This window comes from Nitrospina watsonii (genome assembly GCF_946900835.1).
GTDB classification, from domain to species: domain Bacteria; phylum Nitrospinota; class Nitrospinia; order Nitrospinales; family Nitrospinaceae; genus Nitrospina; species Nitrospina watsonii.
On record NZ_OX336137.1, the window covers coordinates 697,667 to 723,309 of the forward strand.

Genomic DNA, 25,643 nt, shown 5'->3' on the forward strand with positions numbered 1-25,643 from the left:
TCCCCCCATTACTCACTGTCCCGTTCAAACAGTTTCCCAAGTAACTGGATGACCAGGCCAACAAAGGCACCCCCGGCCAGTCCCACCCAGGGCCGAAGGTGTTCCGGAACACCGGAGACGAACCCATCCACGTCCTGTCTGGAAATCCCGAAAAATTTAAAAGCGGCAACCCCGATGATGAGGATCAGAAAGGCCGCCAACGTCCGGGTGATGACCCATTCGAAAAATCGCACCACCCTCCACCGGATACCCGAAACGACCTGCTCCACAGGCGGAGGCGTGTGCTCAGCTTGATTGCCGTCGCATAGCTTGGCGACCTGACGCGCCGCTATCGATTTTGTCCCTAAAATCAGGAGCACCAGGGCAAGCAAGAGCAAAAAGAGGTAAATCCCTGAACGGTTTTCTTCTTCGACCACCATATCCACCATTTGGGAAAGGCCTACCAAGACAAGAACGGCGTAAAGTCCCAGGACGAACAGATTCCAGACAAGTACCGCCCCATAGATTGCGTTCCGCTTCCAGCCGGTGACCGGTGTTTGGGGAGCCTGTAAATTTGGATTGCTGCCGGGCGTTGAATGCTCTCCATGACCCCACACCTGAGGCATGACGTCGCGAATCCAGATGTCCACACCCTGAAGCCGGTTGAATAATTGATTGGCCCGCTCCAGTCCGAAGACTGGCGGGAATGCAAAGTAACCCTGGTAGTGGTTTAAATAAATTCGATACGAATCCCGGTAATAGCGGTTCTTTCCGGGTCTGTTCAGCATCCCTTCCTTTTCTGCTTCCGGATGCTGCATGATCTTGAATGCGTAGCCTTGATGGCCCCGCTTATAAGCCTTCCATCCGGTGAAGAAAGTCCGGATGCGAATGGAGTCCTCGGAAAAGATGATCCTCACGCGGGCCTTCAGGAGGAACGGAAGAATGACATAATGCAGAATGGTCAGGCCCAGCCCCGCTTTCAGGACTTGTTGTAATTCCACCGTGATTCCGAATTTGTATTTAAACAGCAGTCCGGCAATCACCATGCCCCAGAACAGGATCAGCGTGAGGGTGTCACGCGCTCTTTTCATCAAGGGGGTCATGTAAGCGGCATGAACCCGGACCTGCCTCTTTCTTTGATGGGTCGTGGCTTTGGGCCAGCCGACGAAATCCTGATTATTGTTATTCCAGGTCATCGTATTTCCCCTTGAAGGAGGTGAAGGACGGATCGTTCGAATCGAAATAACTCACGCGTTGTAAAATCATGGGTGCTTTCCCGGCGGCGATGATCAATTGCCGTTTCAAAACGTCATCCCTGGCGAACAACCGGGAGGCTTCCTCACCGGTCAACAGATCATGCAGGGCCACGTTATCCGCCCGCGTCGCCGACATGTCATGAGCGGTATGGGTCGTGCGTTGTACGGGAAGCGCGGTTTTACCCAGGCGTTTCTGGATATAGTTCAGCGTCGTCAAATCCGCGTTGCCGAAAAACTGGAGCACGCCTGCGTTGCCCATGAAGGTTTCCCATCGTTCGCGGTAGAGGCTTTTCAGTTGATTGAGGTCCTGCAAAACCGGCCAGAGCTTCACGCCAAAGCCTGCAATCTGACCCGCCGCGTCTTCAATCTGTTTCATGTGGCCGAGGATGGGGAATTCATCCAGGCACAACAGGACCGGCGGATGCGGTTTGGCCGGTTCCCGCTCCATGGCCTCCAAGGCGAGATTGACAAACAGCCGGAGCCACCGGTTGCAGGTGCCCATCCGGCCCGCCGGAAGACACAGGTAAATGGTGAGTCCTCCGGCGGCGGTCTTGAGTTCCGTCAGATCGAAGTCATGGCCGCGCAGAACGGTTTGCATCGACTGATAGCCCAGAAAGCGGATATGACGCCGGATGGTGGACAGCACGCTCCCCTGCTCCCGGTCCGGCCTTTCGGCAAAATCCAGGGCCGCCGCTTCAATCGCACCGGCCAGAGTGTCGTGTTGCAGAATCCGGGCGTTGTGGAGCATTTCTTCCACCAGCCCTTCCATGGAACCCTTGCCCTCTCCTGAATCTTTGCCCTTGGAGAGCAGGTCATAGACCGTGACCAGATCGCGGATGCCTTCATAACCGCCATAGGTCAGAACGTGCAGGATCACGCCCTCGATGAACATCCGCGCGCTTTCATCCCAGTGCGGGTCTGTGTTCGAAGCGGAAACCACCAGGGCATCCGCGATCAGTCCCGCGTCTTCCAGAACGGTGGGGCCGTCCACTTTCAGAATGGAAAGCGGATTGAACCGCGCCCGGTAAGGCGTCACCCAGTCCGGCGTTTTGGCGAACGGGTCCAGCACGCAAACTTTTTGCCCCAGGCCTTTCGCGCGCCGCCTTGCCGTGGTTCCGGCCAGCTCTCCCTTGGGATCGATCACCAACACACTCCCGGCGTAGTGAATTAAATTGCAGGCGAGGAGCACGGATTTACCGGAGCGCGAACCCGCCACCGTGATGACATGGCGGTCGTCGCCGACGCCGATGAGGTGCCGGTCCAGCCGTCCCAACAACACCCGGTCCGGCTGATAGGCAAAGTCTTGCAGGATGGACTCCGCCGGAAGCCATTTGGCGTTCGGCACCTGATCCAGCTCATAACCGGGGCCGGTACCCTGCTTGCGGCCCGGCACCCCGCGCGGGATGCCGGAGAAAACCAGGTTGGGATTTTGGGTTGTTCGATTCATGACAGCCTTTGTATAATCCTTCGATTTATTTTTTCTGCCTGAGCCAGTATCGCCAAACCGCCTCACCTGCGCATGAGGCTTAGGTCCTATAAACCCAAAAATTTTTTCTTCATGAAATTCCGGGAATTTATTCATTCCTTGTTGGAAAAACCTGCTTTTCGTTTTGGGTTCAAGACTGCGGGCGTGCTTCTCCTGATTCTGGGAGTGGCCGGTGCGGCGGCCTTTTGGGGAGATGTTTTAAAAGGAGGGGAATTTCAGTTTGCAGAGTCTTCAGAAGCTTATGGTCTGGTCCTGCTTTGGCTGGGGGCCATGCTTATCTGGATTTACCTTGAAAAAATGCGGAAGGACTATGATGAACGTTTAATAATCCGCAAAATGTTCCAGAGGCTTTACCGGGCGTATGATACCGGGCTCGATCCGGAACGCCTGTACGAGATTCTTGGTACTACCAAGGTTCGTTTTTTCCGCATTGAGGACCTTAAAAAATACGACCGGGAGGGGTTTGATCCTGAAAAGTGGCATCATGCGTTCAAGACCGTTTTCGATGAGGAATTTTCTAAATTGGGTTTCACGAAAGCGGAGAAGGAGGTGGGCAGTTTGCTGGTGACCGGCATGCCTCAGGAGCAAATTGCTGAAGTCCGGAAAACCTCATTGAAAACGGTGAAGAATCAAACCACCGTGATTTACGAGAAGGCGGGAGTTAAAAACGGCAGGGAGTTGATTGCTTATTTCGTTCAGGAATTGCTCCCGTCCCCGACGGAAAGCCCGGACTAAAAAAATGTCTGGTATCATCGAGGCGCAATAATAAGGAAGAGATTGATTTCCGATTTCATTTTGTAATGCAAAATACAAAACGCCGCCGTGCATTTTTAGTGACTCAAAAGTGGACACCGATGATCCGGCGTGATACAGTCGGGTTCCCTCCGAAAAACGTTAAGACAATCATAAAAATTTCGCGTTACGATAACTGCAAGTTGTGCGCGGTCTGCCATTTCTTAACGAAAGGTTGCAGACTTTTCCGCGCCAACTTGCCAAGGGGAGTGCTTGCCGCCCCCCGTTGGATCCCCCAGGCTGAGCACCCGGGTCGGGTGCTATCAGGGCGCTTCGCCCCTAAGAACCCAGACCAGAGTCAGCGTCTCTGGATACGCTCCGGTGGAGGAGGAGAATGAGCGAGACACGGAAACGTCAATATCGGGTGACCATCCGCTTGACGGAAGCGGAGGCCGCCGAATTGAACAAACGGGCCGATGATTCCCGTTTGACCCTGGCGGGTTATTTCCGGTCCGCCGTCATGGACACCCCTCCTCCACCTCAATCGCGCCGCCCGCCGGTGGATCGCAAGGAGCTTGCAAAACTCCTCGGCGCGATGGGCCGCATTGGCAGTAACATCAACCAGCTTGCAAAAGTTGCCAATGCGGGATCATGGCCGGAAAGCGCGTCGCTTCATCAGGCATGCGAAGACATCCAATGGATGCGTCACGCCCTGATGCAAGCCCTCGGCACCAAAACACAAAAGAGGCCTCGACCGGGACCATGATCCTGAAAGGCTCTCAGCGCGGAGGAGCCCGCAACCTGGCCAATCACCTTCTCAATCAGAAGGAGAATGACCATGTTGACGTCCACGAAATCCGTGGACTGGCCGCCGAGAGCCTGCGGTCTGCTTTCCTGGAAATCGAAGCGGTGTCCAAAGGCACCCAGGCAAGACAGCCCTTTTTTGCCGTCACCTTCAACCCCCCTCCTCACGCCGACATCACTATCGACCAGTTCGAGGGGGCCTTCGCCGCCGTCGAGCGGAAGATGGGGCTGGAACACCAGCCCCGCGCGGTGGTGTTTCATGAAAAGCAGGGCCGCCGCCATGCGCATGTCATTTGGTCCCGCATCGACACGGACCAAATGAAGGCCATCCCCATGAGCCATTTCAAGCGGAGGCTTCAGGACGTCAGCCGTGACTTGTACCTGAAGCTGGGCCTGGAAATGCCCGACGGCTTGAAAAACCGCAAGGACCGCGATCCGTTCAGCTTTGACCTTCAGGCCTGGCAACAGGCCAAGCGTCTGAAGGAAGACCCGCGCGACCTGAAACAGATCATCCGGCAGGCCTTGCAAAACTCCGATGGATTGAAAACGTTCCAGAATACCCTTCAGGCGCAGGGCCTGTTTCTCGCCCGGGGCGACAAGCGTGGGTTTGTGGTATTGCACCATACGGGTGAAGTCATGTCCCTCACCCGCTATTCGGGATTTAAGGCCAAGGACGTGAAGGCCCGGCTGGGCACTCCGGAGAACCTGCCCAGTGTGGAAGAGGTCCGCAAGGAAATTGCGGCCCGGCAGACCCAGGCGTTTAAGAAAAAATTAACGGAATTGCACCGGAAGCAGGAAAAAGAGCGCCAGCCTTTGCTGGAAGACCTCCGGGACATGCGCGACCGGCACCGGAGAGAGCGCAAAGAGATGAAGGAATTGCATAATGAAAGATGGCAGAGGGAGGAATTGATCCGGGCCAACCGCCTCCGTAAGGGCATTATGGGCCTCTGGGATAGGATCACGGGCCGCCGGGGCAGAATTTCACGTCAGAATAAACAGGAGGCTCAGCAGGCTTTATTTCGCGATAAACAGGAAAAACAACACCTGATTGACCGGCAGATGGCCGAACGCCGGAAACTTCAGGAGAGATTCAAAGCCTTGCATGAAAAACAGAAGCAGGAGAAAAACCGATTCCGTTATGAGTTGGGATTCCAGATGACCAAGGGGCAGAGCAGACTTGCGGAAGCCTGGCAGAAAAAGGACAAACCCAAGGACGGAAAATCCCTCACCGATTCATGGAAGGAAGCCACCGGTACCGGTGATGGAAAAACACCCCGGTTAAAAGAACAATGGGATAAGTCCGACGGAGGTGAGGAAAAGCCCCCTCCTCTTAAAGAGAAATGGAAAGATGTGGCAAAAGGCAAGGACCGCGAAGGCCGGGAACGCACCCGCGACCGTGGCCGCGATTCCGGCCCAGGGCCGAAATAACTGGTAAAGGGCTTTTGGGAGAAAGTTGTTGCGCCACTTCAGAGATCACCTAAAATGCCTTTTAGAGGGGGCTTCTGGGTGTAAGGTGCCATATCTTCAATTCGATTGTTTTTTCTTGTTGTTAGACTTCCGTTTCGGAAAAGGCAGAAAGGAGTGATGGATGTGAAATACGCTTGCCGTTGTGGGGCGCGTATGCTCCGTCGTGAAGCGTTCTATGTCGGCAATCGACGGTACGCTAACCGGCCCGCCTATCAACCCAATTGCGTTCTTGTTCGTATTGATAGCCGTGTACACACTGCTGCGAGCAAAATCGATATCGCCGTCAAGCACGTAACCGAGCATACAGCCGACCGGCAGACCTTCCGCATATTGCTCGGTGATGAACCGTTCGACCCCTTCATTGACGTAGAGCGTCGCAAGTGATTGCCGTGCACCTTTATGATGAACGTTCAGGCGCTTACATTCATAAGCAAGATACCGGGTACAGCCTTGATCGAGCAAGACGGCTAGATCGATTTTGCCTTTGCTGAACGCCAGCCCGTCGGGCGTGAACCCCTGCGGCTCAAATTGGTATTCAAGGTAATAGAAGATGCGCCTAGCTTCAGGATCCCGCGTCAGAAGGCTCCTGAGATTAATGGTGATCTTATCTTCTTCGGGGCTCGCAGGCAGCACTTCTAAACATTTCGGCCAAAGCGCGATTATGCGGACGAGAAGCCGTTTATCAATAGATGTAAAACGCCTTACCCAATAATCCGGATCGCCAACCACCATTAAGCGATATCCTGTTTTTTGGCTGAACCTGCATAATCTTGCAGATCAAGAACAACATTGTGTGCATCGGCAAGGGCCGAAGATCGCAACCAAAAGCGTCGTTGCATAGGCTTAACAAGGTAGAGGGCATTCCCCTGAAAAATCCGAAAGTCCGGCATGAGTTGGAAATTGCCGGGTAATGGCTGGTGAATGTGGGAGAAAAGCCGGGCGAGTAAGTCGCGCACCGCAGGTTCGCCGCGCTCCGTGTAGGGTGTTTCCTTATTTTTGGGGCAGAGAGTCAGTCGGAGAATTGCAAGATCGTTATTATGCGCTTCGAGGCAAACATTGACGACTTGATCGTTGCCGAACCAATTGCCAAGCGCTCGCACGAGTGTCTGAGCATACACACCTCTTTCGTCGGTGGTTGGTGTTTTCCAAATTTCCGAAAAGCTGCCTTGATGTGGCTGCACCGCTGGTAAAATGTAACGAACAGAGTCTTCGATCAGCGCGATTTCTTCATTTGATAAGCAAAAATATTCATACGACAGCTCGTCTATAGTCGTGAAAACCGAGTCTGGTTCGCCTTCGAGCGTGAAAGGTGCGGTCTTCGACGCCACCCTCTCGATGATCTTAACTAACGCCTTTTCCGCTTTCCGCGCGCGCTTTGGCTCGGGCATTTCTTCTGGTGTCGGGAAAGGTACGTGCATCAGTTCAGATTTCTGAATTTCTGGGCGATCTGAGCCAAGAGATGCAGTACCATGAAATGCAAACCAGAAAATTGTGCGACTGTTAAGCAAGGCCGTTAGCAACTTCCCCTTTTGCTCCTGGCCAGCAGGAACCGTTAGCCCCTGAATGATGCTGGAAAAGGTGAAATCTTCCTTGCTAAAGCAAGCGCGCAACCTGCCTTTGCGGATCTGCACTCCACGAGGAATGAGAATTCTCGTGCCGAGATAAGCTTCTTGAATGCCCTTGCGGTGCACCATTCTCGTGTGCCACTTTGATGCTGATTCGAGGTCGCCTGCATTCAACGCCAAGGGGGGTAGTTGTTCAATCGTTATATGGGGCAGTAGACCTACATGATCGCTTCGTGTCTTGTCGTATGATGGGTCTGAAATTCGTTTAGGCACCGCCTGCTTAAAGCCGTCTCCAATCACCCACTGATCGTTGATGTCCCCGCGTCGGGCAATATCTTTATATATCGAAACCAGTTTGCCGAGCCTTGAAAAGCCAGAAAGGTAGTTAAATAATTTTCCTTCCGGCTCGTTCATCCAGAGCCGCCGCTTGAAAATCAATGGGTCATTTGTAGCAACTTTCGACGTGATGAAGCTTTTATCTGCGCGGCTCAACGTAATCAGGCGCTTCACCTTTAAATTTAGATCGGCCTTGGGAGCCCAATATTCAAACCTGTATGCAAGGTGCTCAGCATCCGCCTTGCTGAAAATGACGAGCGCGGCAGGCCTGACAGCTCCTTCAAAAAGCTGAAACCTTAAATCAGCGAAGTTTACTATGCGCTTTATACGCGTTGTAGAAATCAGCGTGTTGCGCGCTTCAACGGATTTATCGGCGTGATTGTGCAAAAAGCCCATCGCAGGAAGTAGGAATGCAATTATACCGTCCGAGCGCAGGTGGTGGATAGATTTCCACGTAAAAGCCCACGCATCCTCTTTGCCCGGCATCGGAAGATTGCGTAATGCACACCACTTCGTTGAGGGCCGGCTCGGACCCCGGCGGCTCATCCAAGGCGGATTACCAATCACAACATCAACCAGCGACACACCAGGATCAACGGTGAAGAAATCCTGACATTTGAGCGTACGACCCCAAAGCTCAGGCAGGACTTTACCTCGCCTGATAAGCGAGCGAATATCCGGCGGGCTGACCTGTTCAAGCAGGGCGATATAGAGGGAGAAAACGGCGACACGTACGGCGCTGCCATTTAAATCCCAGCCGTGAAGCCGTAGCAGGATATTTTTCAGGCTATCCCAGCGGATGGTCTGCGAGTTGTGTTTTTCACGCCAATGCTCACAAAGGCGCTGAAATGAACGGACAAGAAATACGCCGGACCCACACGCAGGGTCGAGAAAATCACCTTTGCCTTTAGTAGTTGAAGGCAATACATCCCACACCTGCGACACGACTGTATCTGCAAGGAACATGGGCGTGTAGTACGCGCCATGATTGCGGCGTTCTGCCTCCCGCTCCCCCAGAAAACGATCATAGACTGCGCTGATCAATTCAATCGGAATATGTTTGAAATTGTAGCCCCAAAAACGGAGTTGCCCGGCACCCATTTCCTCTTGTCCGACACGAAAGCGTGCCAGAATATTAAGGTGGTCGCGGTTCAAGCGTGGTGGCTTTGCACTAGACTCGAATGAACAAGGCGCAACAAAAAGATCACCGTTAAAGTCTTCTCGCAACGACGCAAAGAGCTCATTGAGCGCTTGGACCTTGCCGGATTGCAGGAGAGAGGAAAAACACTCGTTTCGATTATCTGATGCCGCTTTAAAGTAATCCTCACCGATGATTTGCCTGTCCTCAAGGTAGGCAATGAACATGGTCTGGATGAGCAATGCTTGGGCGGCATCGGAGGAAAGGTTTGCATCGTAAAGCAGTTCGTGAGACCTGGTCAGATTTTCCAATAGGACCTGATCGACGCGCTCCTTTGGCTTGAAGAATTCGGCGTACTCTTCCCAGAATCGTCCAGATTCGGCTCCGTATATGATGTTCTTAAGAGCGAGCGCGTCAGCCGTCGCATGCAGCGTTTCAACAAGGCAACGGCGCTCAAATTCATCTCCAGGGTTGTAATAGGGCGTGCGCGAAAGAGAAAAAGCACGGACGGTGTCATCGGCCATAACCAGTAACAGGCTGGCCAGCCCCTGATTCCAGAGCGCCGCATGCAGATTGATGATCGTGTCTCGTTCGTACTCATCAACGCTAAGAATGACGATGGTTGGAACGCCTTGGACACAGAAGACCGCTGATGCACCTAGGTCCTTCAGCGTCGCTCTTATTGCGCTTGCATGGGAACTATTTCGAACAACGTCGATGCTCTCATACAGCTCAGGTTCTCTTCGACTTGCCAGATCGAGGCGTGTCTTCCATATTTCATCCAGTGGCCGCGATTGAACGGTGGTCATCGTCTGCCCCCTTCACGAACCCGCTTGCTGCCAGAGATGGGAGGAAGCGCTTTAGTATGGCTTTGGGCAGAAGAATTGAGTAGATCGAACTCAAGCGTTTTTATCAATGGGGCGAGCGCACATACGACCACAAGCTCCCCGACCGGAAGTGCGGAATCGGTTGCGGCAACACAAGTGCGCTTTTCTAGGTCGATAACTAAGCTTTTGTTCTGCAAGGCCTCCCAAGATGAGACATTGCAAACCTCAAAAATTGTAGGCACAACTTCGGAAAGGTGTCCGATGCGCACGCCAACCGTATCCGTAAGTCGCCTCAGGACGGCCGAGGCCAGAACATCACCCGATGAAAAGCTCGGCGCATGCCCTCTACCGTTGGCAAAGGCCGGAACAACACGTTTCCAGTGGCGAAAAGCCTCTTTGGAGAGGCCCACGGTGTCCCGAAGCTGACCCGGCGTATAATACACGTTGTTCACACCTCGCTTATATGTTGTTAACCCCACTATGAATCAGTGTGCGCCATGGGTCAAGCCAAAGGTTCGTTATTTGATCTTCATCCGCGTTTCGGCTCGCGTATCGGCCATCCAACCGGCGGACGGTTGGTCTCCATGAAATGGTCGCGAGCAATTAGCGGCGATACGGTCTAATGGCCCTGGAATGGGCTTAATGCTCTGAAAGAGCCACGGCCGGAGGGATGCAACGGGGACGCGTAGCGGGTCCCCTTACCAAGATATGCGGTGTAGTACACCGCGCATCTTAAGGATGGCCTTCCACTCCAAGGAATCGATCGGAGAATCGCTCCGCATAGCAGTTATCACTTGCTATGAAGCGTTATAACAACTGGATTGCGGGCAAAGCAATTATGAAAAATAGACCGCCCCCCTGCATAGCCCTTTAAATCTTTAATCCTTGAAGGTTTCGGGATTTCAATTCTTCAGGGCTTTGGAATCGAAAATTTCAAGGATTTCACAACTTCGTGATTTCAGGTCTTCAGTTTTTTAAATTGCGGGTTTTAAAGAAATTGGCTTTTGAAAAGTTTTAATTCTTCAATCCTTCAAGCTTAAGGTTTTAAAAAATAAAAAGACCTTGATCCCGAAGAAATAAACTTCTAAAGTTGAAAAGTGTGAAAGAGTTGAAGTTTTAAAATTCTTTCAAACTTCCTTCCTCCAAGACTTCAGAACTTCACGCCTTCAAGTCTTCAGTTTCAACGCCTACCAAAGATGGGAATATTACATGCAAATCATATCGCTCATAGCTCAAAAAGGCGGGACGGGGAAAACCACCTTGTCCCTGTCTTTGGCCGTGGCCGCGCATCAAGCAGGCCGGACAGTGGCCATCATCGACCTCGATCCCCAGGCGTCCGCAACCAATTGGGCGGATCGGCGGGAGGAGGGGGCTCCGGTTGCCATTTCAGCACAAGCCAGCCGCCTCCAAAGCGTGATCGACACCGCCCGCAAAAACGGAGTGGACATGCTGATAATTGACACCCCGCCGAAATCCGAATCCGCTTCCCTAGCGGCGGCCCGCGCGGCGGACCTGATTCTCGTTCCCTGCCGACCCCAGATTTATGATTTGGAGACCATCCCCGCCACCAAAGAAATTATCAATCTGGCAGGGGACACGCCCGCTCTTGTGGTTTTGAACGCCGTTCCACCCCAGGGGCGGCGGCACGAAGAGTCCGTCCAGGTAATCCAAAACATGGGTTTGCCGGTGGCGTCGAAGTATTTCGTTCAAAGGGCCGCGTTTGGGGACGCTCCCAATGCGGGTCTGACCGCCCTGGAATACGATCCCGACGGCAAAGCTGCCAGTGAAATTCGAGAGCTCTACCGGATGGTGTCCCATATGTTGGACACGCAAGTTTCAGAGGATAAAATCAAGACAGCAATATGAGGTCAACAATGGAAAGAAAGAATCTACAGGACGCCCTGCTTAAATCTGCAAACGGTCTGGCCAATGAAGAGGCGGCCATTATGGTGGAGGCTGAGGACGCAGTGGTTACCCAAACAAAACCCACGCGCTCCAAGGTAGCCAAGACAGGAAAAGTGAACGTGACCGGTTATTTTGATCCGGAGGTTAAATCATCCCTGCGGCTGATCCAGGCCAAAACAGGAAAAACCATCCAGGATATTCTGGCCGAAGCCCTCAATGATGTGTTTGCCAAATACAAAGTCCCTGAGACCGCCCCTAGAAACTAAAGCGGGTATTTTCAAATTTGACTGCGAGTATATGGCGGGATTTCCAGTTTTGGGAATCCCGTCAAACGATTCTACCTTCCGGAGGCCATGGAAAAACCTTTATCAGGCACGCTTCGTTGAGAAGCCGCTTCATTTATAGCTTTTAAGGGGAGGGTTGCCAGTCCAAATTCTTTCGGTCAAACTTTTCTATGAGTCGATTCCAGACTCAATGCCGTTCCGGCATTCTGACTAACTTAAACCAAAGGAGGGAAACCCGCTCAAAAAAAGAAAGCCAGGCAGGGCCTGGCCGAAATTAAAAGGAAACTTGTTCCACAACAAAAAATAATTCCTAAAAACGAGTTTCCTTCATTTTTGAAATCATTGCAAGCGATTCTTGCAACAAAATTTTATTGTCTTTTTTCAGGCGGGTTTTCTCCGATTATCTAAAGGAGAGAATGTTATGTTTTATTCGCTATCGTCAGTGTTGCGCAATCAATCCGCGATTGCGCCACCTACCTATATATCTGGCCAACCGCAGAGAAAATCTTTGGCGCGTCCTTTCGATAACGGAACATTTGTCCTGCCTTTAAAACAAAGTTTTCTTAAAGATGCGCGGATCATGCCGGGAACGGTCCGAATGTTGGCTCTGCTGGCCGGTTGGACCGGGCGAGGGGACAAGCCGGTCATCGAAACGACCAAAGGAATACTTGCAAAGCATCTTGGACGCGGCGTTCGGCAGATATACCGCTATCTTCAGGACGCCATGGAGGAGGGGTATTTGCTTTATTCCTGCACAAAAAACCGGCTGGGCTACATCACCGGCATTAAAATATGGATCAACACCCTAGCCATCCGTAAATCTACCAATACGAAGAAAATCAAAACCCGCAGAAATCAGGACTGGACTCAAAAGGCCGACACTAACAAGAAAATAATATTAAATAAGGGAGACGATGCCGTTCTATGGAAAAGGCTTGAGGGATTAGCGCAGTCCGCAGGGTTTGAAATGCCGCCAACGGCTCCCGTTTAGTCTCCCAATCTTAGAGTTATGGAAATCCATTCGCCGTATTCTGCTTGGCAAGGAAGCCATGGGGCCAAGGCTGTCCTTAAATGCTTTAAATAGAGGAAAAGTCCACTGTCCATCTTGTCAGGCTCAACGTCCCGTGCCAATGTCTAACCATGAAGATCAAAATACCAGGCATCATGAATCTGGAGCAATTCTCGGAGCGGTTTCAAATCGCCGTAGCCCAGCTTGAAGAATTGGGGGTGAGGAAAATCGCCCGATGCAATATCTATTTGACGCCGGTGGACCAGAAGGGAGAGGAAATCCACCTTTGGGGCGGCCACACCAAGCCCATCAAAGAGATCGAGATTAAACCCGAACTCGCCGAAAACCCCGCCAAATTAACCGTCATTAAAAAGGACCGGTAAAAGCCCCAGCCCAGCTTTCCCTTGAGGGAAAGGCAAAAAGGGTGTCCAAAATCTATGCTTTACAGATGTACGTTTAAAGCGTACACTTAGGTATGAAGATAAAAAAAGTCCGCCATCGAGGATTAAAGCGGTTCATCGAGAAAAACGATCCTAGCGGCCTTCCATCCGCCAAAGTGGAAAAAGTCCGGGATATTATCACCGCTCTCGTGGTGGCGGAAAGCCCGAATGATTTGCCGGTTTTTCCGGGATGGCGTCTTCATAGGCTTAAGGGCGACCGCAAAGGCCAATGGAGTATTTCCGTGACCGGCAACTGGCGGATCACCTTTGTACTGGAAGATGACACGATTCAGGAATTGAATTTGGAGGATTACCACTGATGAAGAATATAGGAATGATACCCTCACACCCAGGGGAATTTGTCCGGCGGCAGGTGCTGGAGCCGCTTGAATTGTCCATCAGCCATGCGGCTGAAATTCTGGACATACGGCGGGCGACTTTATCTGATTTGGTTAACGGAAAAACCAGTTTGACCCCCGAAATGGCGTTCAGGCTGGAAAAGGCGTTTGATGTAAAAATGGATTTTCTCTTGCGGATGCAGGCACTCTACGATACCGCCCGCATGCGGCAATCCGGGAAGAACATTGACGTGGTCCGGTTTCATCCAAATTAGGTAACAGGTCGCCTAATAAACGAAAGGGGGAGCGATGACGAATTGGAAAGACCCCATACACCCCGGAGAGATTCTTGCCGGGGAGCTGGATGAAATCGGCATTAATGCCCTGGAGTTGGCGCGGCGGTTGAACGTACCCCATAACCGGATATATCAAATTCTGGAGGGGAAGCGAAACATTACTGCTGATACGGCTTTGTCTCTTGGCAAGTTTTTCGGCACCGGTCCGGAAGTCTGGATGAATCTTCAGCAGAAATACGATTTGGCCGTGGGCCAGTCTCTATCCTAAATCCAAAGCGCATGGATACATGAACACGTTAAACCAAAATCCTGAACAGTTAGCCCGCGACAGAATCGACAAAATGCTTGAAGAGGCGGGCTGGAAGGTTCAGCACAAAAAGAAGATCGATTTCAATGCAGGGCTTGGCGTTGCTGTTCGGGAATATGATACAGACGTGGGTCCCGCCGACTATGTGCTGTTTGTGGACAGGAAAGCCGTTGGGGTGATTGAGGCCAAGAAAGAGGAATTGGCTCAGAATATCACCACGGTGGAGGAGCAATCCGAGGATTACGCTTCCGCAAAATTGAAATGGGTCAATAATCAAGAACCTCTTCCGTTTATTTATCAAAGCACCGGCCAAATCACCCGATTCACCGATGGCCGCGATCCCAAACCCCGTTCGCGGGAAGTGTTCACCTTTCACCGTCCGGAAACTCTTCATGAGTGGACTTCTCAAAAGAGTTCACTCAGGAGCCGGTTGCAATCTCTCCCGCCTTTAATCCATGAAGGCTTGCGTGATTGCCAGATAACGGCTATCGACAATCTGGAGCAGTCTTTCAAAGATAACCGGCCCCGCGCCCTCATTCAAATGGCGACCGGGGCAGGGAAGACTTATACGGCCATCACGGCAGTTTACCGTTTATTAAAACATGCCGATGCCAAGCGCGTTCTTTTTCTGGTTGATACCAAAAACCTTGGGGAACAGGCGGAGCAAGAGTTCATGTCTTATGTTCCCAATGATGAAAATCGAAAATTCATAGAGCTTTATAACGTCCAACGGCTCAAATCATCATTCGTCGCCAAGGATAGCCAGGTTTGTATCAGCACCATTCAGCGCATGTACTCCCTTCTGAAGGACCAGCCCCTTGAAGAGGCCGCCGAGGAGGTCAACCCGGCGGAACTGGCCCAACCCAAGGAGCCTCTACCCGTAGTCTATAATGAAAAAATCCCCATCGAGTTTTTTGACTTCATCATCATTGATGAATGTCACCGCTCCATTTACAACCTCTGGCGTCAGGTTCTGGAATATTTCGACGCCTATCTGATCGGGCTCACCGCCACACCTGACAATCGTACCTACGGGTTTTTCAGGAAAAACGTGGTGAGCGAATACGATCACGAAAAAGCCGTGGCCGACGGCGTCAACGTGGGCAATGAAATCTATATCATTGAAACCCAGGTAACACAGCAAGGCGGGCAACTTAAAGCCGACCAGCAGGTCCAGAAGCGGGAGCGCATGACCCGCAAAAAACGATGGGAGCGGCAGGATGAAGATGAGGTCTATTCCGCCAAACAACTGGATCGGGAAATTATCAACCCCGACCAAATCCGCACCGTCATTCGCACCTTTCGAGATAGACTGCCCGCAATTTTTCCAGGGCGCGAGGAAGCCCCAAAAACCCTCATCTTTGCCAAGACGGACAGTCATGCGGACGATATCATTCAAATCGTCCGCGAGGAGTTTGGAGAAGGCAATAACTTTTGCAAAAAGATCACTTATAAAAACAAAGAAGACCCCAAATCCGTTCTGGCCCAGTTTCGCAACGACTATAATCCGCGCATTGCGGTCACCGTGGACATGATCGCCACCGGAACGGATGTCCGCCCGTTGGAATGCCTGCTTTTCATGCGGGACGTCAAAAGCAGGAATTACTTCGAGCAGATGAAGGGACGGGGAACCCGCACCCTCGATCATGACGACTTGCGGAAAGTGACGCCTTCCGCCGTCAGTGGCAAAACCCACTATGTGATTGTCGATGCCATCGGCGTGACCCAATCCCTGAAAACCGCAAGCCAGCCGTTGATTACCAAACCCACTGTTCCGCTCAGAGATTTGGCCATGGGCGTGATGATGGGCGCGCGGGACGAGGATACGATCAGTTCCCTGGCCGGCCGTCTGGCCCGCCTCAATAAGCAGTTAGATGATAAAGATCAGACGCGCATTAAGGAAAAAGCGGGTGGTCTGGAACTATCGGATATCATCAACCGCCTACTTTCAGCCATTGATCCGGACCGGGTTGAGAGCAAGGCCTGTGAAATCGCTGAACTGCCTGAAGGCTCCGACCCCGGAGAACAAAACCGCACCAAAGCCCAGGAACAGCTAGTGGGCGAAGCGGCCAGGGTCTTCAACGGAGAGTTGATTGAACTGATCGACACCATCCGGCGCGACAAGGAACAAACCATCGACCATGAAACCCTAGACACGGTATTAACGGCGGAGTGGGCAGGCGATGCGGTAGAAAACGCCAAAGCAATGGTCCAGGACTTTCAGGAGTACCTGGAGGCCAACCGCGACAAGATCGAAGCCCTGACCATATTCTACCTCCAACCCCACAGGCGGCAGGAAGTGACTTACGACATGATCCGCCAGGTGATGGAGAAATTAAAAAACGACAAACCCAAACTGGCCCCCTTGCGCGTATGGCAGGCCTACGCCCAGTTGGATGAATATCAGGGGGACCAACCGATCAACGAGCTTACGGCCCTGGTGGCTTTGATCCGGAGAGCCTGCGGCATCGATTCCAAGGTATCCCCCTATGCCGATACGGTTCGGCGGAACTTCCAAAACTGGATCATGAACCGGCACAGTGGCGGCGGGGAAAAATTCAATGAAGATCAAATGGCCTGGTTGCGCATGATCCGCGACCATGTTATCAGCTCCTTTCATGTGGAGAGGGAAGACTTGGACAGGACCCCGTTCGACTCCAAAGGCGGCATGGGCAAAATGTACCAGCTATTCGGGGACAAAATGGATAGCCTGATTGAGGAACTTAATAAGGCGTTGGCGATATGAGGGAAGAAATCCAAATTCCAGAAACTTGGAGCAAATGTCAAATTGAAGAAATTACGCTCCCTGTCGCTAAAATTAATCAAAAGGAAAACCCTGACCAACAGATTGAGTATATTGATATTTCTGGAATTGACAATTTAAGAAACAAAATTGGAGAGACAAAACAATATTGCATTGGCGAAGCCCCATCAAGGGCCAGACAAATTGTACAGGAAGGGGATGTTCTTTTTTCAACGGTAAGGCCTTACCTTCGGAACATAGCAGCAGTACCAGAAAAATATAATGGGCAAATTGCATCGACTGGCTTTTCTGTGTTGCGCCCAGCCAAAGGAATTGCCCCTCTTTATCTGTTTTATAACTGTATATATATAGATTTTGTCAATGCGCTTTCAGGCGAGCAATATGGGGTTAGTTATCCTGCCGTAAAGGATGAACAAGTCAGAGGAAAAAGAATTAATTTACCACCTACAAATGAGCAAAAGCGCATTGTTGCCAAAATTGAGGAGTTGTTTTCTGAACTGGATAAGGGTATTGAAAACCTCAAAACCGCGTGGGAGCAATTGAAAGCTTACCGCCAAGCCGTCCTCAAACACGCCTTCGAAGGCAAACTTACCGCCCAATGGCGAGAGGAAAACAAAGATAAACTCAAAACCGTTGATGTTCTGTTAGAGGATATCAAAACAGAGCGTGAAGACCATATTAAAAAGCTGAGCAAAAAGCGAGTAAAAAGCCCTCGAGATTTTAAAGATGAGGACTTTAGCTGGCTACCTGAGTTACCCGATGGATGGACTTGGGAAAGATTAGGTTGGGTTACGAGCGGCGTGGAGTATGGCACGTCTGCGAAGTCATCAAAAGAAGGTGATATTCCAGTTTTGCGGATGGGAAATATCCAGAAAGCAAAACTGGATTGGGGAGATCTTGTATATACCTCTGACAAGGAAGAGATCGAAAAGTATTCTCTTAATAAAGGAGATGTTTTATTTAACCGGACCAATAGTCCAGAGTTAGTTGGTAAGGCGGCAATTTATAGGAATGAGAATCCTGCTATTTTTGCAGGATATCTTATAAGGCTGAATCATATTGAAACCATTGTTGATAGCCAATACTTGAATTTTTTTCTCAATTCACATGTTGCCAAGCAATATGGTAACCGAGTTAAAACGGATGGAGTTAATCAATCAAATATAAATGGTGAAAAACTTATAAATTATCCATTCCCTTACTGCTCATTAGACGAGCAGAAGCAAATTGTAGAAAGATTAGATGAGCGGATTACCGAATTAGACCGAACAGAGAACGATATTGTAGAGCAACTTCAAAAAGCAGAAGCCCTTCGCCAGTCAATTCTAAGGCAGGCCTTTTCAGGAAAACTAGCTGCTCAAGACCCGAACGATGAACCCACCTCTGTTCTACTCGAATGCATCAAGGCTGAAAAAAACGGAATCAAGAAAAAAAGGAATGCGGCATGAGCGAACAAGAGCTATATGCCCTGCTAGGTAAATTCGCATCTTGGCTTTTGTCAGCGGCTGGTGGCGCAGGACTGCTTTTATTGTTTCTGAAGATATGGGGACAGAATTGGATCGAAAGCAAGTTTTTAAAAGACCTGGAACTTTTCAAAGCCCAAAAACTTCATGAGTTTGATATTTTACTCAAGCGAAAAATTAAGTGGCACGAAAAGGAACACGAGTCTCTATCCGAATCCTGGAAAAAGCTTGTTATGGCACATCGATCTCTTAAAGGCGCGATTTTTTCTTTCAGAAAATCGCCGGATTTAGAAAGGATGAGTAGAGAGGAATTTAATAGGTTTTTGGAAAGTGGTGATTTATCTAACGATGAAAAAGAATACCTAACGGGCAATAGAGAAGGCCTTAATACAGCTTATTCGAGAATATTGGATATCCGGTCATTGAATGATGCGCACAAAGCATTTTTGGAATTTAACCTTTATTTTGACACCAACAAAATTTTTCTAAGGCCGCATATTAAAGAAAAGTTTCAGGAAGCAGACGATTATATTTGGAGTGCATGGGTTTCCCAAAAAATGAGCTACGATTTAAGAGATAGTAAAGCTGATTTTGCAATTAAGGCCTTGGATACTGAAAAAGATAAAATAGCACCCTTGATAAAGGATATAGAGAATATCGTTCAAAAAGAGTTGTTCCCAGAACAGAAACAAGAAAGCGAGAATTCAAGATGAACGCAACTGCATCCATCGTATCGAAGGTTTGGAGTTTTTGTACCGTCCTCAAGGATGATGGAGTGAGCTATGGCGATTACCTGGAGCAGTTGACCTACCTTATTTTTCTGAAGATGGCGGATGAGTATTCCAAACCTCCTTATAACCGGGATGTTGGCATACCCAAAAAATACAACTGGCAAAGCCTGAAATCCAAGCGCGGGGCGGAATTAGAAGGTCATTACATAACCCTTTTGCAGGAACTGGGAACCAAAAAGGGAATGCTGGGCCAGATATTCACCAAATCCCAGAACAAAATTCAGGACCCGGCCAAGCTCTACCGCCTGATCGACATGGTGAATGACACCGAATGGGTAACCATGGGCGCGGACGTCAAAGGCGATATTTATGAAGGACTCCTTGAAAAGAACGCGGAGGATACCAAATCCGGGGCCGGTCAATATTTCACGCCGCGCGCCTTGATCCGCGCCATGGTGGAGTGCATGCGGCCCGAAGCGGGGAAATCCATTGCCGATCCCGCTTGCGGCACCGGCGGATTCTTCTTGGCGGCCTATGACTTCATCACCAATCCGGAAAATTACAAGCTGGACAAAAAGCAGAAAGCGTTTTTAAAGCATGAGACGTTTTCCGGCAATGAGATCGTGGCCAATACCCGCCGTCTTTGCCTGATGAATATGTTTTTGCACAACATTGGAGAGATTGACGGAGGAACCCCCATTTCTTCCAATGATGCCCTGGTAGCGGATGCCGGAAACCGGTTTGATTACGTCTTGACCAATCCGCCCTTCGGTAAAAAGAGCAGCATGAGCTTTACCAACGAAGAGGGAGAGCAGGAAAAGGACGATTTAACTTACAACCGGCAGGATTTCTGGGCAACGACTTCCAACAAACAGCTTAATTTTGTCCAGCATATCCGCACCATGCTGAAAACCACCGGCAGGGCCGCCGTGGTGGTGCCGGACAACGTCCTTTTTGAAGGCGGAGCCGGGGAGACGATTCGGAAAAAATTACTGGAGAATACCGACCTGCACACCATTTTGCGGCTTCCTACAGGCATCTTTTACGCAAATGGCGTAAAAGCCAATGTCATTTTCTTTGACAACCGCGAGGCCAGCCCAAACCCTTGGACGAAAGAAGTTTGGTACTACGACTACCGGACCAACGTCCACCATACCCTGAAAAAGAAACCGATGCGGTTTGAGAATTTGCAGGACTTTATAGCCTGTTTCAACTCAAAGAACCGCCATAAACGGAAAGAAACATGGGATGCGGAGAAGAATCCTGAGGGCCGGTGGCGCAAATACACCTATGAAGAAATAATTGCCCGTGACAAAACCAGCCTGGATATTTTCTGGTTAAAGGACAAGAGCCTGACCGACCTCGATAACCTTCCAGAACCCGACATACTGGCCCAGGAAATTATCGAAAACCTTGAGGCAGGCCTCAACAGCTTCCGCGAAATCGCAGGCGCTTTAGAAGAGGGGGAGTAATGTTTTTGCAGAAAATTGCAATTGAAAATTTTCGCGGAATCAAAAACCTTACGGTGGAACTCGATGATACCACGGTTTTTATTGGTGAAAATAATACTGGAAAATCTTCAATTCTTGATGCGCTTCAAATTTGCTTAGCACGATCATTAACTCGAAAGGGCGGCATATTTGGAGAGTATGATTATCACTTGCCAAACAAGAATAGCCAACCTTCGGATTGCGAGCCCATTGAAATAGTCCTAACTTTTACAGAGCAATCAGAAAGTGAATGGCCGGATGAAGTAGCACAAATTTTGGCTGACGCTATTCAAATAGATGACAATGGTTTGCAAAGCATAATTTTGGATGTCAAAAGTCGTTATGATGAGACAATTAAAGATTTTGATACTACCTGGGATTTTCTTGATCTCAAAGGCAATCCTCTTCCTAAAGCTAAAAACCCTCGCTTAATAATCCAATTGCAACAGCTATCGCCAATGTTTTATTTGGCCGCCTTACGCGATGTTGCCCAGGAATTTCGTCCTAAATCTCAATTCTGGGGGCCTTTTGTTCGTTCATTAAAGATTGATGCCCAACTAAGAGAAGAATTAGAACAAAGCTTGTCTGAATTAAATCAACGAGTATTGGATGCTCATGAATCGTTTGATTCGGTAAGAGAGCGGCTAAAAAAGGCTGGAGATTTGGTTCCACTGGACCCGGATGATCCCGTTGGCATAGAAGCAATTCCTGGCAAGGTATTTGATATGCTTTCCCGCACACAAGTAATGCTTACTTCAAAAGCGGGCGCACGATTGCCAATTGGCCGACATGGCGAAGGGACTCAAAGTTTGGCAGTAATATGTTTATTTGATGCTTTTTTACAAAGCCGATTAAAAGAGGGATATGGAGATCATGCAGTGCCAATTTTAGCATTGGAAGAGCCAGAGGCACACCTTCATCCATCCGCAATTCGTTCCGTTGCGGGAATGCTTAATAGTTTTAAGGGGCAAAAGCTTATTTCGACACACTCGGGGGATTTGGTATCGGGGATTCCATTGACTTCTCTACGACGATTACGACGAAAGGACGGCTTGATTGCAATTTATCGAATTAAAGACAATTCTTTTAACCAAAATGAAATTAACAGGCTCAATTACCATATTCGTGAAACGCGCGGAAACCTTTTATTCTCTCGTTGTTGGGTTTTAGTAGAGGGAGAAACAGATTACCTTGTATTCAATGAGTGCTCGCGAATTTTAGGGAAGGATTTGGTTTCGGAGGGCGTTTGTTGTATTGAGTTTACCAAGATAGGAGTAGAGCTTTTTATTAAGCTAGCAGAACAGCTTGGAATTGAATGGTTGATAGTTGTTGATAATGATCCCTCTGGCGAACAATATTATCAATCAGGCAAAAAACAATTAGGGAATAAAACCGAAGGTCGCCATATTCACAAATTGTCTCATGGGGATATTGAAGTTCATCTTTGCATGGAAGGCTACGGACACATATTTGAAAAAAATATTTCAGAGCAAAAAAAGGGAAGTATTACAGCTTCAAAAGGGAGTTTAGAGTATTGGAAGCAAGTCATTAATGCCCAACCCAACAAGTCAAAACCAAAAACTATGCTATCAGTGATTCAAGAGATAGAAAAAAGGGGGTCTGAAGGTGTGCCTGAGCAGATAAATAAGATAATCAATACCGCTCTAGATTTGGCTTTGGAGACAACATGATGGTGGATTTGTCGTCCCTTAATGAAAATCAGTTAAATGCCGTGCAATGGCAAGAAGGGCCTCTTTTGGTGCTTGCCGGGCCAGGTTCAGGAAAAACGCGTGTTTTGACATATCGCATTTCTCGAATGATTGAAGAAAGCCCAGATAAGCATTTTAGAATTTTAGGGTTAACCTTTACAAATAAGGCTGCTGCTGAGATGAGGGAAAGGATCGATGCGTTAGTTCCAAATGCTGGTGAGCGAACACTACTTACCACTTTTCACTCATTTTGCGCAGACTTATTACGGCAACATGGCCATCATCAAGGACTAAGGCCAGACTTTTCCATTCTTTCACAGCAGGCCGACCGGCAAGCCCTCCTCGATGAAGCCATTTTTAAGGCTGGGGAGAAAAATAATGAAGTTTTTTATACTGGAGAGCGGCTTATTCCTGTCATAACAAGATTGCTTGATTACAGCATTTCGATTGATAAAGCGGAAACCTTTTTGCAAAGCCAAAACATTAGGGAAGCACCAATTATTTCGTCATTTTATTCTCTATATCGCCAATTAATGATTGAAAAAAATTCTTTAGATTTCGGAGGCTTAATTTCAGAGGCTTTATTTCTTTTGGAACAGAAGCCGTCTATTAAAAAACAGGTTCACCGCATTTATCCTTATATTTGCGTGGATGAATTTCAAGATACCAATCTGTCCCAATATAAAATTCTCACACATTTAGTAAGTCCGGTTACAAAAAACCTATTTGTCGTTGCTGACGACGACCAAATTATTTACCAATGGAATGGCGCAAACCCTGAACGATTGAAGGAACTTCAAAAAGATTTTGAAATGAAGGTTCTTCAGTTGCCAGAAAATTATAGATGCCCCCCAGAAGTAATCGATATTGCCAATAAGCTTATATCTCATAACCTTAATCGATCAGCAGACAAAGAATTACTTCAGGCAAATAAATCTATTAGTAAAGAATCTCCCATCCATGTTCACTTTTTTGATGAGTGGGAGGAGGAGGCTTCATGGGTGGCTAAGGATATTTTAAAAAGACATGAAAAGAGTTTGAATAAATGTGTTGTCCTAGCCCGCACTCGACGATTACTTGAATCTATAATTAGCGTTTTTGAAAAGAACGGCGTCCCAAGTTATTTAGCAATGCGCAAGGATGAGTTTGTGGGAGCTCCTATGTTTTGGCTTCATGGGGTTCTACGATTGGCCAATTCCCGGCAAGACAGAGAACAATTGCGTCGTATTTGCAAGTCCTTTTATACTCTCGAAGGAATTAATCTTGATGTAAATGATATCATGTCCCAAGCAGCAACCGAAGATGGGGATTACTTGCGCGCGTGGCAAAGAGCCGCTTTGCAGCGAAGTGAAATTTCCAGCGAAACTAGATTATTCCTTGAGCAATCAATCCCAAAGATTTCCGATAGACTTGATTTTTGGAAATTCTTAGAAGACGCTTTTCAATGGATCGACAACCTTCCGGAAAGTCATCCCCAAAACGAAGAGTTTTTTTCGGAATATAAGGAAGAAAAGGAAACTTGGGATCAATTGATAATGGAAATTGTAGCTCAGTATGGGCGTGATCAAATCACTCTCCACCTTTTACTTCAAGAGCTAGACCTGAGGTCCAAGGCTCCCAAACCTCCTAAGCATGCTGTCCCTTGTTTTACTATTCACGCATCTAAAGGGATGGAGTTTGATCATGTTTATTTGGTGGGCTTAGTCGAAGATCAACTTCCTAGTTGGGCTGCAATAAAAAAGGGCGATGATAGCCATGAGATGCAGGAAGAAAGGCGGAATTGTTTTGTTGCAATTACGCGGACCCAGGAAAGCCTATCTATTTCATATTCCAGCAGAGTTTTTGGTTATACAAAGGAACCATCAAGGTTTTTAAAAGAAATGGGATTAGTTTAAAAGCAATTTCACTTAAGTATTATAATAATTATAAGAAACAAAAATTAACCGGGTTTTTCCGGGAATAGATTGGGCATCCACCGGTCGGCTAGTTTTGCCGGAAAAGCCAGTCGAAGAGGTGCCCGTGGACTTTCTGAAGTAAGAACACCCTCCTTTAGCAAGGCAGAAGTAATTCTGCGGGCTTGACGGTCCCCAGCTCCAATGATTTCGGGAATGTCTCCCCGTGGAAGCTCCCCGCGATAGAGCAGGGCGTCCAATACTTTTCCTGAATGGTCAGGCAACGTTTTCATCCGGATTTCTTCTTCCACCCAAAGTAAAATGCGGGTACGAAGACGATCCGGTTGGACCAGTTCTTCCATAAACTTTACTTGGTCACGACATACTTCCAAAAAATAAAGCGTAAATTCTGCCAAACCTTCTTCGCTTAAACTACCGCGCCCATCTAAATCGTTTCGCCTGGGCAAGTCTGCCTGCTGTAATAAACTTTTGTATTTATCCACGCTTCGGGCGAGCCCTCTTGCAACAGACCAGACCCCGCCGGTATCCAGTGTTTCAAGCATGGCCGCATGAGACATAAGTCGGGCCACACGTCCGTTCCCATCAATAAAAGGATGAATCCAAACAAGCCGATGATGGGCGGCTGCGGCAGCCAGGATGGCCTCGGATTTTCCTAAATTACTGTATGCATCTTCAAATCGTTTCATGAAACGGGACAGGGCTCCCGGACTAACCGCATAATGTTTGCCCACTCTAACATCCCGCTTCCGGAGTTCGCCGGGGATTACCCTGATCTTCTCCTTATTGTCATTGTCTGGGTATTCAACCCAAAGTAAATCTTCAGGCAGGTTTTCACAGAAACGGCGGTGTATTTCCATTAACCCATCGACCGTGTACACTCGTCCAGCTAGATCGCCTTCATCAATCCATTGTTGGCAAAGAATATGGGCTTTGGCTTCTATTTGCAGGTCGCGCTTTTTGGGATCCTGGCTGTAATCATTATCCATGGACCGCTCAATATCAATAGGATGCGTATTGTGGTCCTCAATCAGGTTGCTGTAATAGCAGTTCATTGTCCGGACTAGCTTTGCGAGAGCCTGGTAAATGCCCGGAGGCAAACTGCGGCGGAAGCCTGAGGATTTGGATGCCAAATCCATAGCAATATCCATGAGCTGGGACCTGTGCCTGGAACCTTGGGATATGGTCAAAGGCTCCATCAAACCAAGGGTTTCTCCCCTATCTTGCGCCGTTTTTTTGTCCGGTTTCATGTCCGCTTAAATGTCCGCTTATAAATAACAATAACCTATTATATAACATATAGTTATTAAACTAAAATGGATTTTTAATAGCCCCATTAAGTCCGCTATCTTGGTGGCTTTATTGCTAGGTTTAGGGGAGGGGGATCAGGAAAAAACGGGGTTTCTT

General features: G+C 48.9%; 22 protein-coding genes. 16 read left to right on the top strand and 6 right to left on the bottom strand.

Annotated features, from left to right (window positions below; genetic code table 11):
- Positions 1 to 8: 8 nt before the first annotated feature.
- A complete protein-coding gene (locus tag QML71_RS03125) occupies positions 9 to 1,175 on the bottom strand; it encodes a hypothetical protein (RefSeq protein ID WP_282010443.1) in 1,167 nt (388 codons plus the stop codon).
- Complete coding sequence (locus tag QML71_RS03130) at positions 1,162 to 2,682, bottom strand: type IV secretory system conjugative DNA transfer family protein (protein WP_282010444.1); 1,521 nt, start codon at positions 2,680 to 2,682, stop codon at positions 1,162 to 1,164. The genes QML71_RS03125 and QML71_RS03130 overlap by 14 nt, the downstream gene beginning before the upstream one ends.
- Positions 2,683 to 2,820: 138 nt before the next feature.
- On the opposite strand from QML71_RS03130, the gene QML71_RS03135 reads away from it, so the two are divergent.
- The 3 genes from QML71_RS03135 (at position 2,821) to QML71_RS03145 (ending at position 5,685) form a co-directional block, all read left to right on the top strand.
- Positions 2,821 to 3,456: a helix-turn-helix transcriptional regulator gene (locus QML71_RS03135; protein WP_282010445.1), complete on the top strand. Its 636-nt coding sequence runs from the start codon at positions 2,821 to 2,823 to the stop codon at positions 3,454 to 3,456.
- Between the two features lie 391 nt (positions 3,457 to 3,847).
- Positions 3,848 to 4,219, top strand: coding sequence for a plasmid mobilization protein (locus QML71_RS03140; RefSeq protein ID WP_282010446.1), 372 nt, complete (start codon positions 3,848 to 3,850; stop codon positions 4,217 to 4,219).
- The gene (locus QML71_RS03145) at positions 4,216 to 5,685 is read left to right on the top strand and encodes a relaxase/mobilization nuclease domain-containing protein (protein WP_282010447.1); all 1,470 of its coding nucleotides are present in this window, start codon (positions 4,216 to 4,218) and stop codon (positions 5,683 to 5,685) included. The genes QML71_RS03140 and QML71_RS03145 overlap by 4 nt, the downstream gene beginning before the upstream one ends.
- A 96-nt stretch (positions 5,686 to 5,781) precedes the next feature.
- Here the strand turns inward: QML71_RS03145 and QML71_RS03150 are convergent, their stop codons facing one another.
- The 3 genes from QML71_RS03150 to QML71_RS03160 are packed head-to-tail and all read right to left on the bottom strand — an operon-like array spanning position 5,782 to position 10,042.
- A complete protein-coding gene (locus tag QML71_RS03150) occupies positions 5,782 to 6,456 on the bottom strand; it encodes a hypothetical protein (RefSeq protein WP_282010448.1) in 675 nt (224 codons plus the stop codon).
- Positions 6,456 to 9,572, bottom strand: coding sequence for an HsdM family class I SAM-dependent methyltransferase (locus QML71_RS03155; RefSeq protein ID WP_282010449.1), 3,117 nt, complete (start codon positions 9,570 to 9,572; stop codon positions 6,456 to 6,458). Before QML71_RS03155 ends, QML71_RS03150 begins: the two co-directional genes overlap by 1 nt.
- Positions 9,569 to 10,042 (bottom strand): hypothetical protein, encoded by a 474-nt coding sequence (locus QML71_RS03160; RefSeq protein ID WP_282010450.1) that lies wholly within the window; start codon positions 10,040 to 10,042, stop codon positions 9,569 to 9,571. Before QML71_RS03160 ends, QML71_RS03155 begins: the two co-directional genes overlap by 4 nt.
- 757 nt (positions 10,043 to 10,799) lie before the next feature.
- Here QML71_RS03160 and QML71_RS03165 point away from each other — a divergent pair.
- The 13 genes from QML71_RS03165 to QML71_RS03225 all read left to right on the top strand — a co-directional run bounded on the left by QML71_RS03165 (position 10,800) and on the right by QML71_RS03225 (position 24,221).
- Positions 10,800 to 11,456 (top strand): AAA family ATPase, encoded by a 657-nt coding sequence (locus QML71_RS03165; protein WP_282010451.1) that lies wholly within the window; start codon positions 10,800 to 10,802, stop codon positions 11,454 to 11,456.
- A gap of 8 nt (positions 11,457 to 11,464) precedes the next feature.
- Positions 11,465 to 11,761: a ribbon-helix-helix domain-containing protein gene (locus QML71_RS03170; RefSeq protein WP_282010452.1), complete on the top strand. Its 297-nt coding sequence runs from the start codon at positions 11,465 to 11,467 to the stop codon at positions 11,759 to 11,761.
- Between the two features lie 439 nt (positions 11,762 to 12,200).
- The gene (locus QML71_RS03175) at positions 12,201 to 12,770 is read left to right on the top strand and encodes a hypothetical protein (RefSeq protein ID WP_282010453.1); all 570 of its coding nucleotides are present in this window, start codon (positions 12,201 to 12,203) and stop codon (positions 12,768 to 12,770) included.
- A 173-nt stretch (positions 12,771 to 12,943) separates the two neighbouring features.
- Complete coding sequence (locus QML71_RS03180) at positions 12,944 to 13,171, top strand: hypothetical protein (RefSeq protein WP_282010454.1); 228 nt, start codon at positions 12,944 to 12,946, stop codon at positions 13,169 to 13,171.
- A 92-nt stretch (positions 13,172 to 13,263) separates the two neighbouring features.
- A complete protein-coding gene (locus tag QML71_RS03185) occupies positions 13,264 to 13,548 on the top strand; it encodes a type II toxin-antitoxin system RelE/ParE family toxin (RefSeq protein ID WP_282010455.1) in 285 nt (94 codons plus the stop codon).
- Complete coding sequence (locus QML71_RS03190; protein ID WP_282010456.1) at positions 13,548 to 13,841, top strand: HigA family addiction module antitoxin; 294 nt, start codon at positions 13,548 to 13,550, stop codon at positions 13,839 to 13,841. Before QML71_RS03185 ends, QML71_RS03190 begins: the two co-directional genes overlap by 1 nt.
- 34 nt (positions 13,842 to 13,875) lie before the next feature.
- A complete protein-coding gene (locus tag QML71_RS03195) occupies positions 13,876 to 14,130 on the top strand; it encodes a HigA family addiction module antitoxin (RefSeq protein ID WP_282010457.1) in 255 nt (84 codons plus the stop codon).
- Positions 14,131 to 14,149: 19 nt separating this feature from the next.
- The gene (locus tag QML71_RS03200; protein ID WP_282010458.1) at positions 14,150 to 16,915 is read left to right on the top strand and encodes a type I restriction endonuclease subunit R; all 2,766 of its coding nucleotides are present in this window, start codon (positions 14,150 to 14,152) and stop codon (positions 16,913 to 16,915) included.
- The gene (locus QML71_RS03205) at positions 16,912 to 18,381 is read left to right on the top strand and encodes a restriction endonuclease subunit S (protein ID WP_282010459.1); all 1,470 of its coding nucleotides are present in this window, start codon (positions 16,912 to 16,914) and stop codon (positions 18,379 to 18,381) included. Before QML71_RS03200 ends, QML71_RS03205 begins: the two co-directional genes overlap by 4 nt.
- Positions 18,378 to 19,109 (top strand): hypothetical protein, encoded by a 732-nt coding sequence (locus QML71_RS03210; protein ID WP_282010460.1) that lies wholly within the window; start codon positions 18,378 to 18,380, stop codon positions 19,107 to 19,109. The genes QML71_RS03205 and QML71_RS03210 overlap by 4 nt, the downstream gene beginning before the upstream one ends.
- Positions 19,106 to 20,599: a class I SAM-dependent DNA methyltransferase gene (locus tag QML71_RS03215; protein ID WP_282010461.1), complete on the top strand. Its 1,494-nt coding sequence runs from the start codon at positions 19,106 to 19,108 to the stop codon at positions 20,597 to 20,599. Before QML71_RS03210 ends, QML71_RS03215 begins: the two co-directional genes overlap by 4 nt.
- A complete protein-coding gene (locus tag QML71_RS03220; RefSeq protein WP_282010462.1) occupies positions 20,599 to 22,308 on the top strand; it encodes an ATP-dependent nuclease in 1,710 nt (569 codons plus the stop codon). The genes QML71_RS03215 and QML71_RS03220 overlap by 1 nt, the downstream gene beginning before the upstream one ends.
- On the top strand, positions 22,305 to 24,221 hold the full coding sequence (locus QML71_RS03225) for an ATP-dependent helicase (protein ID WP_282010463.1): 1,917 nt from the start codon (positions 22,305 to 22,307) through the stop codon (positions 24,219 to 24,221). Before QML71_RS03220 ends, QML71_RS03225 begins: the two co-directional genes overlap by 4 nt.
- Before the next feature lie 44 nt (positions 24,222 to 24,265).
- On the opposite strand, the gene QML71_RS03230 is transcribed toward QML71_RS03225, so the two are convergent.
- Positions 24,266 to 25,486: a Fic family protein gene (locus tag QML71_RS03230; protein ID WP_282010464.1), complete on the bottom strand. Its 1,221-nt coding sequence runs from the start codon at positions 25,484 to 25,486 to the stop codon at positions 24,266 to 24,268.
- Between the last annotated feature and the right edge of the window lie 157 nt (positions 25,487 to 25,643).

What these genes read in the sequence shown, in the direction of transcription:
- QML71_RS03125 (WP_282010443.1), bottom strand. Translation starts at nt 1,175, where the DNA reads ATGACCTGGAATAACAATAATCAGGATTTCGTCGGCTGGCCCAAAGCC.
- QML71_RS03130 (WP_282010444.1), bottom strand. Translation starts at nt 2,682, where the DNA reads ATGAATCGAACAACCCAAAATCCCAACCTGGTTTTCTCCGGCATCCCG.
- QML71_RS03140 (WP_282010446.1), top strand. Translation starts at nt 3,848, where the DNA reads ATGAGCGAGACACGGAAACGTCAATATCGGGTGACCATCCGCTTGACG.
- QML71_RS03145 (WP_282010447.1), top strand. Translation starts at nt 4,216, where the DNA reads ATGATCCTGAAAGGCTCTCAGCGCGGAGGAGCCCGCAACCTGGCCAAT.
- QML71_RS03150 (WP_282010448.1), bottom strand. Translation starts at nt 6,456, where the DNA reads ATGGTGGTTGGCGATCCGGATTATTGGGTAAGGCGTTTTACATCTATT.
- QML71_RS03155 (WP_282010449.1), bottom strand. Translation starts at nt 9,572, where the DNA reads ATGACCACCGTTCAATCGCGGCCACTGGATGAAATATGGAAGACACGC.
- QML71_RS03165 (WP_282010451.1), top strand. Translation starts at nt 10,800, where the DNA reads ATGCAAATCATATCGCTCATAGCTCAAAAAGGCGGGACGGGGAAAACC.
- QML71_RS03170 (WP_282010452.1), top strand. Translation starts at nt 11,465, where the DNA reads ATGGAAAGAAAGAATCTACAGGACGCCCTGCTTAAATCTGCAAACGGT.
- QML71_RS03175 (WP_282010453.1), top strand. Translation starts at nt 12,201, where the DNA reads ATGTTTTATTCGCTATCGTCAGTGTTGCGCAATCAATCCGCGATTGCG.
- QML71_RS03180 (WP_282010454.1), top strand. Translation starts at nt 12,944, where the DNA reads ATGAATCTGGAGCAATTCTCGGAGCGGTTTCAAATCGCCGTAGCCCAG.
- QML71_RS03185 (WP_282010455.1), top strand. Translation starts at nt 13,264, where the DNA reads ATGAAGATAAAAAAAGTCCGCCATCGAGGATTAAAGCGGTTCATCGAG.
- QML71_RS03190 (WP_282010456.1), top strand. Translation starts at nt 13,548, where the DNA reads ATGAAGAATATAGGAATGATACCCTCACACCCAGGGGAATTTGTCCGG.
- QML71_RS03195 (WP_282010457.1), top strand. Translation starts at nt 13,876, where the DNA reads ATGACGAATTGGAAAGACCCCATACACCCCGGAGAGATTCTTGCCGGG.
- QML71_RS03200 (WP_282010458.1), top strand. Translation starts at nt 14,150, where the DNA reads ATGAACACGTTAAACCAAAATCCTGAACAGTTAGCCCGCGACAGAATC.
- QML71_RS03205 (WP_282010459.1), top strand. Translation starts at nt 16,912, where the DNA reads ATGAGGGAAGAAATCCAAATTCCAGAAACTTGGAGCAAATGTCAAATT.
- QML71_RS03210 (WP_282010460.1), top strand. Translation starts at nt 18,378, where the DNA reads ATGAGCGAACAAGAGCTATATGCCCTGCTAGGTAAATTCGCATCTTGG.
- QML71_RS03215 (WP_282010461.1), top strand. Translation starts at nt 19,106, where the DNA reads ATGAACGCAACTGCATCCATCGTATCGAAGGTTTGGAGTTTTTGTACC.
- QML71_RS03220 (WP_282010462.1), top strand. Translation starts at nt 20,599, where the DNA reads ATGTTTTTGCAGAAAATTGCAATTGAAAATTTTCGCGGAATCAAAAAC.
- QML71_RS03225 (WP_282010463.1), top strand. Translation starts at nt 22,305, where the DNA reads ATGATGGTGGATTTGTCGTCCCTTAATGAAAATCAGTTAAATGCCGTG.
- QML71_RS03230 (WP_282010464.1), bottom strand. Translation starts at nt 25,486, where the DNA reads ATGAAACCGGACAAAAAAACGGCGCAAGATAGGGGAGAAACCCTTGGT.